Source organism: Bacillus sp. XT-2 (assembly GCF_025696525.1).
GTDB lineage: Bacteria > Bacillota > Bacilli > Bacillales > Bacillaceae > Bacillus > Bacillus halotolerans.
This window is the reverse complement of record NZ_JAHVOC010000003.1, coordinates 145,666-162,151: the sequence shown is the minus strand read 5'-3', so window position 1 is coordinate 162,151 and position 16,486 is coordinate 145,666. Positions and strand designations below refer to the sequence as shown.

Here is a 16,486-nt window from a genome sequence, read left to right as displayed (position 1 = left end):
AAGCATGAAGCGTCAGTTGAATAGCCCGCTTTCAGAAGGTCAAAAAGGGTTATGGATGCTTCAAAAAATGTCTCCTGATATGGGTGCATATAATATACCTTTATGCTTTCACGTCAGCAAAAAATTACATGTCGAGACGTTCAAGCAAGCCCTTCTGTTTGTACAGAAACAATATCCTGTTTTAACGAGTGTGATTCAAGAGGAAAATGGCATTCCATTTCAAACGGTTCAGCCGTCGCAGGCTCTTCATTTTGAGGAAGCGAATATCTCAGCTATGCATTCAGCTGAGGTATTGCCCTACCTAAAAGAAAAAGCTAAAGAACCTTTTCATTTGGAAACTGGTCCGTTAATGCGCACATATCTGTTTCATCAGTCAAACGAGGCATGCATTGTGCTTATCACGGTTCATCATATTATATTTGACGGTGTGTCAATGCTGACATTTATATCGACGCTTTTAGAGGCGTATCAACAATTGCTGCAAGGCGAAGAGTTGATGCTGCAGACTTTACCGGCCGATTATCCTGACTTTGTTGACTGGGAAAACCGTATGCTGGGCGCTAGAGAAGGGGCTGAGCATCTCGCTTATTGGAAAGAGCAGCTGTCCGGAACGCTGCCTATTCTTGAGCTGCCGGCCGACCGTCCCCGTCCTTCAGCACAAAAATATAAGGGGCAAGCTTACAAAAGCTTGCTCCCTCATAACCTGAGCAAGCAAATAAAGTCGTTAGCACGTTCTCATTATGTGAACGAATCAGTTGTGTACCTTTCTATTTATAAAGTGCTGCTGCATCACTATACAAAACAAAAGGACATCATTGTGGGAGTCCCGACAATGGGGCGGCCTGAAGACGGTTTTGAATCGATCATCGGGTACTTTATTAATATGATGGCTGTTCGGAGTAAAGAGATAGGAACCCAAACATTTCAAGAGTTCCTTCGAGACCTGCAGCTGACAGTGGCAGACGGACTTGACCATGCGGCATACCCATTTCCGGCACTGGTAAGAGAACTGAATGTAGACCGCTCAGCAGCGGATTCTCCGATTTTTCAAACAGCCTTTCTCTACCAGAATTTCTTTCAGACAGCAGGCTTACAAAAAATGCTGGAACCATATCAAGCTCTTGGCATCAAATATATCGAAGACATTCGGCAAGAAGGGGAATTCGAGCTGGCACTGGAAGTGTATGAACAAGAAAACGAAACAGTGCTTCATCTTCTGTATAACCCTGATATATATGAATTATCTACCATTGAAAGAATGATGGAGAACTACATCAAACTCACTGAACACATCATTCTCGATCCGTCTTTATCACTTGAAACATACTCTTTACAGTTAGATCAAGAACAAATCAGCTTGTTCGAGCAATGGAATGCGACAAAGACAAATGACTCCAAAGACAAGTGCATACATGAAATTTTTGAGGAAAAAGCGAAAAAAACCCCCGATGCGATAGCGGTCGTATTCGAAGAGGAGACTCTTACATATAAGGAATTAGATCAAAAAAGCACATCGCTGGCCATTTATCTTCAAGCACAGGGGGCTGGACCGGAACGCCCGGTAGGGATTTGTGCAGAGCGTTCGTTTGATATGCTGATCGGAATTTTAGGGATTCTGAAAGCCGGCGGAGCGTATGTGCCTCTAGATCCGAACTTCCCTCAAGAACGATTAGCGTACATGCTCAAAGACAGTGAAGCGTCCATTGTCCTTACACAATCTAAAGCTCATGACAAAGTAAACAAATTAACTGATGACCATGTAAAAGTCATCAATATCGATTTGGCTTGCAGTCAAACGGACACAGCTCAACAAAAAAGTGGATTGAAACGAGAAGTCAAACCCCATCATCTCGCTTATATCATTTACACCTCGGGCAGTACCGGACAGCCTAAAGGAGTCATGGTAGAGCATCAGAGCATTATGAATACGCTGAATTTTCTTGAATCCCAGTATCCTGTCACTGCTGAGGATGCTTATTTATTAAAGACGAACTATGTTTTCGACGTATCCATATCGGAATTATTCGGCTGGTTTATCGGAAATGGCCGCCTCATTATTCTTCCGCCGGATGAAGAGAAATCACCGCAGCTGTGCATGGATGTGATTGAAAAATATCAAGTGACCCATGTTAATTTTGTTCCTGCCATGCTGCATGTATTTTTAGAAACGGCGAAAGACAACAGGAAATTTACTGAAGAAGGACCAATCAAATACATGATGGTTGCAGGAGAAGCCTTTCCTAAGGAATTGGTGAAAAAGGCAGTTTCGATCTTTAAAAACTGCCGTGTTGAAAATATTTACGGACCAACAGAAGCCTCCATTTACGCGACTTATTTCGGATGCGGAACAGGAGATATCGCCAGTCATCATACGCCAATCGGCAAGCCTGTATCCAATACGAAGATTTATATCGTGGACCAGCATCTGAAGCCTGTTCCGATCGGAAAACCTGGTGAGCTTTGTATCGCAGGCGACGGATTGGCAAGGGGCTATTATAACCAGCCCGGCCTGACAGCGGAAACATTTATTAACAATCCGTTTGAATCTGGGACCAAGCTTTATAAATCCGGTGATTCAGCAAGATGGCTGCCTGACGGGAATATTGAATATTTAGGCCGCATTGACAGCCAGGTTAAAATCCGAGGTTTCCGAATTGAATTAGGTGCAATAGAAACGAAACTGAGTGAATATCCGGGCATTTTAGATCAGGCAGTAGTGGTCAAGCAGCTGGAAGGACATAAAAAGCTGGCTGCATATTATACGGAGCAAAATGGACATCAGCCTATCGATCCAAACGATTTGCGACGCTGCCTGAAATCCAGCCTGCCGGAATATATGATACCTGCGCACTTTATCCGCCTGGATGAGATGCCGTTAACACCAAGCGGGAAAGTGAACCGCAAGGAATTGGAACATCGGAAGGTCATTTTAAATAATAGAAAAACACAACACTTACAGTTATCAGAGGTAGAAGGCAAAGTGCAGCTCATTTGGGAGGATATGCTGAAAGTCAGCGGTTTTGGGCCAGAGGACGGATTTTTCGATGTGGGAGGCGATTCACTTCTTGCCGTGGCCGTGGCGGAACGAATCCAAAAAGAATTTGACTGTGAATTCAGTGTAACGGAGCTGTTCGAGTACGCCAATATCAGGGCCATCAGCCAATACATTATTGAAATGAAAAACACAGATACGGCGGCCATTCCTCAAAATGAAAGCAAGCAGAATGTGAAGAGGGTGAAACAAACGGAACAGCAAGCGCTGCCGCCGTATTTTGAAGACAGTATTGCCATTGTGGGAATCTCCTGCCAGTTTCCGGGGGCGAAAAATCATCATGAGTTCTGGAATCAAATCAAAGAAGGCAAGGAAAGTATTCAATTTTTTTCAAAAGAAGAACTGCGAGAAAATGGAGTGCCTGAAGAATTAATTCAACATCCTGATTACGTTCCTGTGCAATCTGTAATTGAGGGAAAAGATTTGTTTGACCCAGGTTTCTTTCAGATCTCTCCTAAAGATGCTGAGTTTATGGACCCTCAGCTCCGTCTCTTATTGCTGCATTCATGGAAAGCAATTGAGGATGCGGGCTATGTGGCAAAAGAGATTCCGGAAACAAGTGTGTATATGTCTGCAAGCAACAATTCCTACAGAACGTTATTGCCGAAGGAGAGAACAGAAGGACATGAATCTCCGGATGGCTATGTCTCATGGGTATTAGCCCAAAGCGGAACGATCCCGACGATGATCTCGCACAAGCTCGGATTAAAGGGGCCAAGCTACTTTGTTCATTCCAATTGTTCTTCTTCACTAGTAGGTTTGTATCAAGCGTACAAAAGCCTAACAGCTGGTGAATCTGAATACGCGCTTGTTGGAGGCGCAACCTTGCACGCGCAGTCAGGAATAGGCTATGTGCATCAAAACGGATTGAATTTTTCAAGTGACGGGCATGTTAAGGCATTTGACGCCGCAGCTGACGGAATGGCTGGAGGAGAAGGTGTAGCTGTCGTCCTATTGAAAAAAGCTGTGGATGCGGTAAGAGACGGAGACCATATTTACGCCATCATGCGCGGAATAGGAATCAATAATGACGGAGCTGATAAGGCCGGCTTTTATGCTCCTAGCGTAAAAGGCCAAACAGAGGTCATACAGAGCGTATTGGACGAAACCGATATCCATCCTGAAACGATCAGCTACATTGAAGCACACGGTACAGGGACTAAATTAGGCGACCCTATTGAAATTTCTGCCTTAAACAAAGTGTACAAGCAATACACGGACAAAATACAATTTTGCGGCATCGGTTCGGTGAAAACCAATATCGGACATTTGGATACTGCCGCAGGGTTAGCCGGCTGCATTAAGGTTGCCATGAGCTTATCTCATAACGAACTTGCGCCAACTATCAACTGCCAGGAGCCGAATCCTAATATTCACTTTGACAGCTCTCCATTTTATGTTGTCCGCGAACGAAAATTATTACAGAAAAATCAAGGTGTACATCGGGCAGCTCTGAGCTCGTTTGGGCTTGGCGGAACGAACGCTCATGCCATATTCGAACAATATGAAAATGCCCAAGATACAAGAGCGGATAACGAAGGAAATCCTCCGTACCTCATTCCGGTATCGGCAAAGAACAGGGAGCGGCTGCAAGCATATGTAAAGGAACTGCTGACATTTGTCAGTCAAAATGATCTGACACAACACTCTTTAAGGGATTTAGCATACACCTTCCAGATCGGCAGGGAGGCGATGGACACAAGAGTTATTTTTATGGCGAGCGATTTGGAAGAATGGAAGCTGCAGCTGGAGCGTTTTGTGAATGGACAACCGTTGACAGAAGGCTGTATTCAAGGAGAAAAAACGCGAGTGAAATCCGCTGATCTCTTGCTTGGAGATGAGGAAACGGAAGAACTGGTTGCATCATGGATGTCCAAAGGCAAACTGAAAAAGCTTGCCGAAGTGTGGGCCAAAGGTTTTCAGGTTGAATGGCGCCATCTTTACCCGAATACGAAGCCGCGCCGCATGAGTCTGCCGACATATCCTTTTGCTGAAGAACGGTATTGGCCTGACATCAGCACGGGCAATCGTAAAACAGCCGTACCATCACGCTTGCATCCTTTGGTGCACCAGAATACATCTGTTTTATCGGAGCAGCGGTTCAGCTCCAGCTTCACAGGACAGGAGTATTTTATTGCTGAGCATATCATTAAAGGGATGGCGATTTTGCCGGCAGCTGTCACGCTTGAAATGGCAAGAGCCGCTATAGAACAAGGAATTGGCGGTTTAGATGATGAGGAATCCGGAATCCGCCTGAAACATGTGGTTTGGATGCGTCCGGTTGTAGCGGGAGATGAGCCGGTTACAGTAAACATCGGGGTCTATGATGAAGACGGCGGAGATATTCTTTATCGGATGTATGGTGAACCGGAATCCGCTGACGCAGACCCAATTGTATATAACCAGGGCATAGCGGAATTATTTCAGCCAAAGCATGCGGAGGTATTGGATCTAGAGGCGATAAAGAATCAATGTAATCAAGGCTTGATGGACACCTCCTTATTTTATGAAGGCATGATCGGAGCCGATTACGGTCCAGGATACAAGAGTGTGGAGACCGTTTATAAAGGAGACGGCCAGCTGCTTGCCAAATTATCGCTGCCGGGATCTGTCTCTCATACAGCAGCCGATTATGCTCTTCATCCAAGTTTATTGGATGGGGCGTTACAGGCGGCTGAATATTTGCAAAACGTCACCAGGGCGGAGCTTTCTGACAGTGAAGACTTTAAAGCTGCACTGCCATTTGCTTTAGAGGAGCTTGAAGTCTTTCATGAATGCGTTTCTGATATGTGGGTTTATGTTCAGTTTAATTCAAAAAATAAACCGGGCGATCTGATACAGAAAGTTGATATTGACCTATGCGATGAGCATGGCAGCGTTTGTATACGGATGAAGGGGTTTTCGACGAGAGTGATGGAGGCTGACATACAAACAGAATCATCACATTCAGAAACCTTATTGCTTCAGCCCGTTTGGAAAGAACAAAAGGCTGGCGGAAAAGCGGATAAAGAATATGCAGAGCATCTCGTGTTCCTCTGTGAATGTGATCAGGACATGAGAAAAAAGATCGAAGCAGAAATGGAGCATGTCCATGTCTTCATCCTGGAAGCAAGGCCTGCTTCAGTGGATGGGCGTTTTCATTCGTATACGGAACAGGTGTTTAGAAAAGTGCAAGCGCTGATTCGCGAGAAACCGAAAGGAGATATTCTGATTCAGATCGTGACCTCCGCAGAAGGCGAGCAGCAATTGTTTTCTGGATTGACAGGGCTGCTGAAAACGGCCGAGTTAGAAACGGTTAAGCTGACCGGACAAATGATTGAAATCAGCAGTGAAGAAAGCGGGGAAAGTATCGCCCGCAAACTGAAAGAAAATCAAATAAGCAGCGGCACCCATATCAGATATCAAAACGGTACACGATTTATTGCAGATTGGAGTGAAATGAAAGCGGCAAGCCGTAACATCAGCATGCCGTGGAAAGACGGCGGCGTTTATCTCATCACAGGCGGTGCCGGTGGCTTAGGCCTTATGTTCGCAAAAGAAATTGCTGAACAAACGAAAAATGCGACAGTCGTTCTGACGGGCCGTTCACCTCTGAATGATAATAAAAGAGGGAAGATTGAAGAGCTTCGCGCCATAGGGGCCGAGATCACCTATCAGCAAATGGATGTTGCCGATAAAATCGCAGTGTACCAGTTAATGAACAATATCCAGAAAGAACATGGCCGTCTTGATGGCATTCTTCATAGCGCGGGAATTATTAAAGATAGCTATTTGGCCAAGAAATCAGCAGAAGATTTGCATGATGTGCTGGCGCCTAAAGTAAAAGGACTCGTTCACCTGGATGAAGCCAGCAAAGATTTTGCATTGGATGTTTTCATTCTCTTTTCATCTCTTTCGGGAAGTTTAGGCAGCCTTGGTCAGGCTGACTATGCGGCAGCCAATGTATTTATGGATATGTATGCCGGATACCGCAGTACGCTAGCCGAACACGGTCAGCGGCATGGCAAAACGCTTTCTGTAAACTGGCCATTATGGAAAGAGGGCGGCATGAAGGTCGATCGTGAAACGGAGAAAAGACTTGTGCAGCTGGCCGGAATTGTTCCTCTGGAAGCAAAACAAGGCATACAGGCTTTTTATCAAGCGTTCAATAGTGAGGCAAGCCAGGTCATGGTGATGGAAGGCAACGTTCAGAAGATAAAACAAAACATGCTGTCAAAAACAGCCTCAGCACCTATTGAAAAGAGGGAAACAGAAAGCATGACTGAACCGGCAAAGAGCATTGACACAGGGAGTTTGCTGGATAAAGTAAAGGCGATGTTAAAGCGGGAGGTCGCCAAGCTATTAAAGGTTCCATTTGAAACGATTGATGACCATGCCGAAATGACGGTGTATGGGTTTGACTCCATTTCTATGACTGAATTCACCAACCATATCAATCGGGCATATAAACTGGCGCTGACGCCAACCGTCTTTTTTGACCATCCGACGATCCATGAGTTCGGCAAGCATTTGTCAGAAGAATATCAAGCGGTATTTGCGAAAACATTTGCTGTACGGACCAGGTCAAAGGTTCAGGCTCAGCCTGCATTTGAACAGGATAAAACCATACATGTCACCTCAAAAAGACGCCGAAAGCAGCCGGTTATGCTGCCGGGAACCATACAGAGTGAATCCGGTCCCGAGCCAATCGCAATCGTCGGAATAAGCGGCATTTTTCCTATGGCAAAAGATGTGGATGCCTACTGGAAGAACTTAAAAGAAGGCAAGGACTGCATGACGGAAATTCCGAAAGACCGCTGGGATTGGCGCGAATATGAAGGGGACCCTGCGAAGGAAGCCAATAAAACGAATGTAAGATGGGGAGGTTTTATTGACGGCATTGCGGAATTCGACCCATTATTCTTTGGCATTTCCCCGCGTGAAGCTGAACAAATGGAGCCACAGCAACGCTTATTATTGACTTATGCATGGAAAGCGATTGAAGATGCAGGGTATTCGGCAAAAAGTCTGTCAGGCACAAAAACAGGCGTATTCATCGGAACGGGAAATACAGGATACAGTTCTCTTTTATCTAAAGCGAACTCGGCAATAGAAGGGTCAGCGGCAGCTAACACGAGCCCGTCAGTCGGTCCGAATCGTGTCAGTTATTTCCTTAATCTGCATGGGCCGAGTGAACCTATTGATACGGCGTGCTCCAGTTCATTGGTAGCGATCCATCACGCCATTTCCTCAATCGAGGAAGGCACTTGTGACATGGCATTAGCCGGCGGCGTTAATACGATTATTCTGCCTGAGGTGTATATTAGCTTTGATAAAGCGGGTGCCCTGAGCAAAGAAGGCAAATGCAAGACGTTCTCAAATCGAGCTGATGGTTTTGCTCATGGGGAAGGAGCCGGCATACTGTTTCTGAAGAAGTTAAAAGCGGCCGAGGAAGCGGGAGACCATATTTATGGGGTGATAAAAGGAAGCGCAGTGAACCACGGGGGGCGTGCGGCGTCTTTAACGACGCCTAATCCGAAGGCCCAGGCGGAAGTCATTCAAAAGGCATTCCAAAAGGCGGGAATCGATCCCAAAACGGTGACGTACATTGAGGCGCACGGAACAGGTACGGAGCTTGGAGATCCGGTTGAAATTAACGGATTGAAAGCGGCTTTTAAAGGGCTGGGTGTAAAAGAAGGAGACACTTCTGCTAATCATTATTGCGGCCTTGGTTCAGCGAAGACAAACATCGGTCATTTATCGCTTGCAGCCGGTGCAGCAGGAATTATTAAAATTTTAATGCAGCTTAAACACAAAACCTTAGTGAAAAGTCTCCATTGCGAGACTGTCAATCCGTATATTCAGCTTGAAAACAGCCCATTTTATATCGTTCGGGAAACAGAAGAATGGAAAGCGCTACAGAATGCGCAGGGGCAGAAGCTGCCTCGCCGTGCAGGCGTCAGTTCATTTGGTATCGGCGGGGTAAATGCCCACGTGCTCATCGAGGAATATATTCCGAAGGCGGACGCTGGCAACATACCGTCGATCACTTCTGAACATCCAGGTATTTTCGTCCTATCAGCTAAAAATGAAGCAAGACTGAAAGAATACGCACAGCAGCTGGCTGAAGCGTTAGACCAGCATATTTACAAAGACGAAGATCTCGCAAATATTGCTTATACGCTGCAAGCCGGGCGAGACGCGATGGAAGAACGGCTGGGGATCATTTCCGGGTCAATTGAGGATTTGCAAGACAAGCTAAAAGACTATGCAGCCGGCAAAAATAATGTGGAGGATGTATATAGAGGGCGGATTGATAAAGGAACGCTGCAAATGCTGACGGAAGATGAAGAAATTCAAGAAGCGGTTGAAAAATGGATGGAGCGCGGAAAGTATGCAAAATTGCTGGAATTATGGGTGAAAGGGCTTGATGTGGACTGGGCGAAGCTGTATGGCGAGAATGAGCCGCATCGCATTAGCTTGCCGACATATCCGTTTGCGAAAGACCGTTACTGGATTTCTGATTATGTCGCAAATAGGGGAAGCCTTGAAGCCGACAAAAAAGCATCTCACATCAGCGCATCTGTGTTACATCCATTAATGCATCAAAACACTTCGAATCTCTCGGAACAGCGGTTTAGCTCAATCTATACGGGAGAAGAGTTTTTCCTTGCAGATCATGTTGTCAAAGGCCAACGGATCTTGCCGGGAGTGGCCCATCTTGAAATGGCGCGGGCTGCCATTGAGCAGGCTGCCGAGGTACAAAACGGTCAGTATCGCATTACGCTCAAAAACACAGTGTGGGTGCGGCCGATTGTAGTCGGGGAGCAGCCGGTGCAAGTACACATCAGGCTTTTTCCGGAGGAGCATGGTGACATTACGTATGAAATCTACGGCAACCCGGAAATAGCCGGTGACAAACCAATAGTATACAGTCAAGGCGGGGCTGAATTACATCCTGCTGCGGATACGCCGGTCATTGATTTAGCATCCCTGCGCAAGAAGTGTCAGCAAACTCATTTCTCCGTAAACGAAGTATACGACACCTATAAAATGATTGGTTTTGACTACGGTCCAGCTTATCGCGGTGTAGAAAAGATTTATACAGCTGAACATTTTGTATTGGCAAGATTGTCATTGCATCCTTCTGTCTTAGATACAATTGGCCAATTCAGCATGCATCCGGGTCTGATGGACTCCGCTTTACAGGCATCCAGCATTTTGACAGGCGCAGGAGATAACCGGCTGACGCTGCCTTTTGCGGTTCAAGAGCTTGAAGTCTTCGGGACATGCTCCTCGAACATGTGGGTATACGCCAGATTCAGTGAAGGCAGCAAAGCGACTGATAAGGTACAAAAACGGGATATCGATATCTTAGATGAGAACGGCAATGTTTGCGTACGGTTAAAAGGTTTGTCATTCAGAGCGGCAGAAAGCGACCCTAGATCAGCAGAGTCTGACCAAACAATGGAAACTTTGATGTTTGAGGAAAAATGGATGTCTAAGGAGATCGACAAAGACGGTCTGGAACCAGAATATGAACGGCATATTATCATGCTTTGTGAAATGAACGGACTCTCAAAAGACAGTATTGAATCAAAGCTCAAAGGAGCGGAATGTATAGTATTAGAGTCTTATCGGGAGGGTCTGGCAGAGCGATTCCAAGATTATGCCGAACAAGCGCTTGAGACGATACAGAGTATCCTCAAAAGCAAGCCGCAAGGCCATGTTCTGATCCAAATGCTTACCTCAGCGCAAAGAAAGCATTACTCTTTCTCAGGACTTTCGGCGCTCCTTAAAACGGCCGGGCTGGAGAATACAAAGCTGATCGGCCAGACGATTGAAATCGATACAAACGAAACTATGAATAGGATCGCAGAGATAGTCCAAGAGAATAAAAGAAACGCAGGAGATCAGCGCATTAAATATGAAAAAGGCAAACGGTACATCAATGAATTAAATGAAATTCATACGCCTGACCGTGAAATCAGATTGCCGTGGAGGGATAAGGGTGTGTACCTCATCACAGGCGGCGCAGGAGGACTTGGATTTATTTTTGCGAAAGAAATTGCAAGCCAAGTCAAACAGCCTGTTTTGATTCTTACAGGCAGGTCCGCGCTTAGCGCTGATCAGCAATTACAGCTTAGCGAACTGCAGCGTTTAGGTGCTCGTACAGAGTACAGACGGGTTGATGTGACTCAAACGGAGGCTGCGTCCGAGTTAATCACAAGGATCACAGCTGATTATGGCGACTTGCATGGCGTGATTCACAGTGCTGGACTGCTTAAAGACAACTATCTCATGAATAAAACAAATGAAGAACTTAAGCAGGTCCTCGCTCCTAAGGTAAAAGGGCTCGTAAATGTGGATGAGGCAACCGAGCATCTCGCGTTAGATTTCTTTATCCTTTTCTCTTCCATATCTAGTATCACCGGCAGCGCGGGACAGGCGGATTATGCAATGGCTAATGCATTTATGGACAGCTATGCTGCTTATCGTAATGCGCTTGTGACCGCCATGTACAGACACGGCCAAACATTGTCGATCAATTGGCCGCTGTGGAAAGAGGGCGGCATGCGTGTAAATAAAGAAACTGAAAAAATGACAATGAAAAATACGGGCGTTACGGCTATGCGAACCGAAACCGGCATTCAGGCACTTTATAAAGGATTGGCTTTTGATAAAGATAACGTCATTGTCATGGAAGGTATCAAAGACATGATGAGAGAAAAGCTGTCTCAAAAGCCGCCTTCTGAAGATGTTCCGAATAAACCAGCGCAAGAACCGGTGACCCAGATAGCAAGAATGGATCAAGACAGCTTATTGGACCAAATACAAGACATTTTAAAGCAAGCAATCTCTCAATTGCTCAAAATCAAAACTAAAGAGATTGATCCGGATATGGAGTTCAATCAATATGGATTTGATTCAATCACTTTAACTGAATTCGCTAATATATTGAATGAACAATACAAGCTGGATCTGACCCCTACAATTTTCTTTGAGCATGCAACTGTTTCTGCCTTTGCCGCGTATTTATCAGCAGAATATCAAGATACATTCTCGGCGCAATTTGCAGTACCTGTCAAGGAGGATCTGCCTGTACAGCCTGCGGAAAAAGCCATGAAAGACATCAGGTTTTCAACCGAAAACCGTTTTGGCAAACCAAAGGAGCTGCCAGTGAAGAAGGCAGCCGAGCATGCGCCTGAGCCCGAACCTATTGCCATTGTAGGGATGAGCGGAGTCTTCCCAAAAGCAAAGGATGTTGAGGAGTACTGGATGAATTTGAAAGAAGGCACAGATTGCATAACAGAGGTTCCAAAAGACCGCTGGGATTGGCGTGAGTACTACGGAGACCCGCTAAAAGAAGCAAATAAAACGAACGTCAAATGGGGCGGTTTTATTGATGGAGTAGCCGACTTTGATCCGTTGTTCTTCGGCATTTCTCCGCTGGAGGCTGAGCAGATGGAGCCTCAGCAGCGTCTATTAATGACCTATGCTTGGAAAGCGATAGAAGAAGCGGGACATTCAGCCCAAAGCCTATCAGGAACCAAAACGGGCTTATTCATCGGTACTGGAAACACGGGATACAGCTCTCTTCTCTCAAATGTAGATATCGAAGGCTCAGCAGCTGCTAATATGAGTCCTTCTGCCGGACCGAATAGAGTCAGTTATTTTCTGAACATTCATGGACCGAGCGAACCGATTGACACGGCATGTTCAAGCTCACTGGTCGCCATTCATCATGCAGTTTGTGCAATTGAAGCTGGAAACTGTGAAATGGCGATCGCGGGAGGCGTCAACACGGTTGTAACACCGCAAGGCCACATTGCCTACGATAAAGCAGGGGCTCTGAGCAAAGAAGGAAAATGCAAAACGTTCTCTGATAAAGCCGATGGATTTGCGGTCAGTGAAGGTGCAGGCATCCTCTTCCTGAAAAAACTAAAGGCGGCGGAACGCGACGGCGATCATATTTACGGTGTGATCAAAGGAAGTGCGGTAAATCACGGAGGCCGCGCGAATTCTCTGACGACTCCTAATCCGAAGGCTCAGGCAGAAGTCGTAAAAACCGCTTATATGAAGGCTGGAATCGATCCGAGAACTGTGACGTATATTGAAGCGCATGGAACCGGAACGGAACTTGGCGATCCGGTAGAAATTAACGGGCTGAAGGCTGCATTTAAAGAACTGTACGAGAAAACGGGAGATCCTTCTGTTCATGCCAGCCATTGCGGACTGGGTTCAGCGAAGACAAACATCGGCCATTTATCGCTCGCAGCCGGTGTAGCCGGTGTCATCAAAATCCTGTTGCAGCTAAAACACAAAACGCTGGTAAAAAGTCTGCACAGTGAGACGATCAATCCGTATATCAGATTGGAAGACAGCCCATTTTATATCGTGCAGGAATCCAGAGAATGGAAATCGATGCGGGATGAAAACGGACGGGAGCTGCCTCGCCGAGCCGGAGTCAGTTCATTTGGCATAGGCGGTGTCAATGCCCATGTGGTCATTGAGGAATATATTCCAAAAGAAACTGCTCCATCTGAACAAGCGCCAGCAGTGACATCACAGAACCCGGGCATCTTTGTCTTGTCGGCAAAGGAAGAAGATCGCCTGAAGGACCAAGCACAGCAATTGGCGGATTTTATCAGCAAACATTCAATCTCCGATCGTGATCTCGCTGATATTGCCTATACACTTCAAGAGGGGCGCGATGCAATGGAGGAGAGATTAGGGATTATCGCTGTCTCGGTTCAAGATTTGCTGGAGAAACTGTACCTCTTTATAGAAGGACAAACCAATGCGACGAACATGTATAGAGGCAGGGCGAATAAAGGGATATTACAGACACTCAGGTCAGACGAAGACATTCAGAAAACACTCGAAAATGACTGGGAACCCGGAGTTTATACAAAACTGGTTGAATTATGGGTAGCAGGATTAAAAATAGATTGGAACAAACTGTATAGCGGCAAACTGCCTAACCGTATCAGCTTGCCGACCTATCCATTTGCAAAAGAGCGCTACTGGATAACGGATATGAAAGAGGAGGCAATCACACAAAAGGCACCGACAAAAACTGTCGATACAGCAGTTTTGCACCCATTAGTACAAACCAACACTTCTGATTTGACAGAGCAGCGTTTCAGCTCAATCTTTACAGGCGCTGAGTTCTTTTTCAACGATCACAAGGTGAAGGGAAAACCGGTCATGCCGGGGGTCGCTTATCTTGAGATGGTGCATGCAGCCATTTCGCAGGCAGTGCGAGGGCTCAAAGATCATCAATCTGTCATTCATATAAAAAATGTTGTTTGGGTGCAGCCGATTGTGGCGGACGGTCAGCCTGTCCAAGTGCATATCAGTCTTGAACCTCAGCACGATGCTGAAATTGCTTTTGAAATCTTTACAGAAGACGGTGAGGGCGCACGAAAGGTACACAGTCAGGGCAGTGTTGAGATAAGAGAAGCAGGAAACATTCCTTCTCATAATATCAGCGCGCTGCAATCACAATGCAGTCAAAACACACTGTCAAATGAACAGTGTTATGAGTTATTTAAAGCGATCGGCATAGAATACGGGCTTGGTTTTCAAGGAATACAGCAGCTTTACATTGGCCGCAACCAAGCGTTGGCAGAGCTTTCGTTGCCGTCTGGAGTATCTCAAACGCTGAACGAATTTGTACTTCATCCGAGTATGACGGATTCTGCTTTGCAGGCGTCGATCGGGTTAAAGCTGAATTCCGGAGATGAACAGCTTTCATTGCCTTTTGCACTGCAGGAGCTTGAAGTATATAGCCCATGTACAGAAAACATGTGGGTCTCTGTCACCTCGCGTCCAAACGAGGACAGAATACAACGGCTGGATATTGATCTATGTGATGAACAAGGCCAGGTATGTGTAAGAATCAAGGGCATCTCCTCAAGAGTGATAGAAGAAGACATACAACGCCCGGAAAAAATAAAACGCTCTGACAGCAAGGCGTCTCTGAATGGAGCGCTTCTAATGGCGCCGGTATGGGATCAAGTGCAAACGGAGAATAGCAGGATCATTTCGTCTGCTGATGAGCGTGTTGTCATTCTAGGTGGGGATGAAAACAGCAGAAACGCTGTACAAAGACAGTTCCCGCTTGCCAAAGAGCTGCACATCAAGCCGGATGATTCGATTCATCAGTTGGCAAACCAGCTTGATGCATTAGGGGCATTTGACCATATTGTGTGGATTTCTCCTTCCCATGTCTCGGAGTGCGAAATCGGTGATGACATGATTGAAGCCCAAAACCAAAGCGTTATTCAACAGTTCAGGCTCATTAAGGCGATGCTTTCTTTAGGCTATGGAGAGAAGACGATAAGCTGGACGGTCGTGACAGCGAATACGCAATGTGTTGATCACCATGACATTGTCAATCCAATTGATGCCGGTCTTCACGGTCTGATCGGCTCGATGGCAAAAGAATATACAAATTGGCAGACAAAACTGATCGATGTAGATCGAAATGAGGATTGGCCGGTGGCCGAAATCTTTTCCTTGCCATTCGACCAAGAGGGAAATACTTGGGCGTGTCGGAACAAAACCTGGCACAAACAGCGTCTGATCCCTGTACACAGCAATCAGCCTGTGCACACCAAGTATAAACACGGAGGCGTTTATGTGGTCATAGGCGGTGCGGGCGGAATTGGAGAAGCTTGGAGCGAATATGTGATTCGAACATACCAAGCGCATGTCGTTTGGATTGGCAGAAGAACAAAAGATGCATCCATTCAAAGCAAGCTGGACAGACTTGCGCGTTTAGGGCCGGCTCCGTTTTATATCGAAGCTGATGCCGCAAACCGAGAGGACTTGGAACGCGCTTATGCAGCCATCAAACAAATACATCAGGAAATCAACGGAATCATTCATTCTGCCATTGTTTTGCAAGACCAAAGCCTGATGAATATGGACGAGGAACGTTTCAGAAATGTTCTTTCTGCAAAAGTGGATGTAAGTGTGCAAATGGCTCAAGTTTTCCAGAAAGAGCCGTTGGACTTTGCTTTGTTTTTCTCTTCCGTACAATCATTTGCAAGAGCTTCAGGACAGAGCAATTATGCTGCCGGCTGCAGCTTTAAGGATGCTTTTGCTCATCGGCTTTCACAAGTATGGCCTTGTACAGTAGCTGTGATCAATTGGAGTTATTGGGGCAGCATTGGTGTTGTTTCCTCACCTGATTATCAGCGAAGAATGGCGCAGGCGGGCATAGGCTCCATTGAAGCCCCTGAAGCGATGGAAGCGTTGGAACTGCTGCTCGGGGGGCCGCTGAAACAGCTTGTGATGATGAAGATGGCAGACTGCGAAACGGGCAATGACTCAGGACAGAATGACGAAACAATTGAGGTGTATCCGGAAACTCACAGCTCCGCCATTGAGAAACTGCGAAGCTATCACCCGGGAGACAGCACAACGATACAACAACTGTTATAG

The 16,486-nt window shown here is 46.1% G+C and carries 1 protein-coding gene; it reads left to right on the top strand.

Going from position 1 to position 16,486, the window contains the following annotated elements:
* Nucleotides 1–4: 4 nt before the first annotated feature.
* Nucleotides 5–16,486 (top strand): non-ribosomal peptide synthetase, encoded by a 16,482-nt coding sequence (locus tag KXD37_RS10735; protein ID WP_263463540.1) that lies wholly within the window; start codon nt 5–7, stop codon nt 16,484–16,486.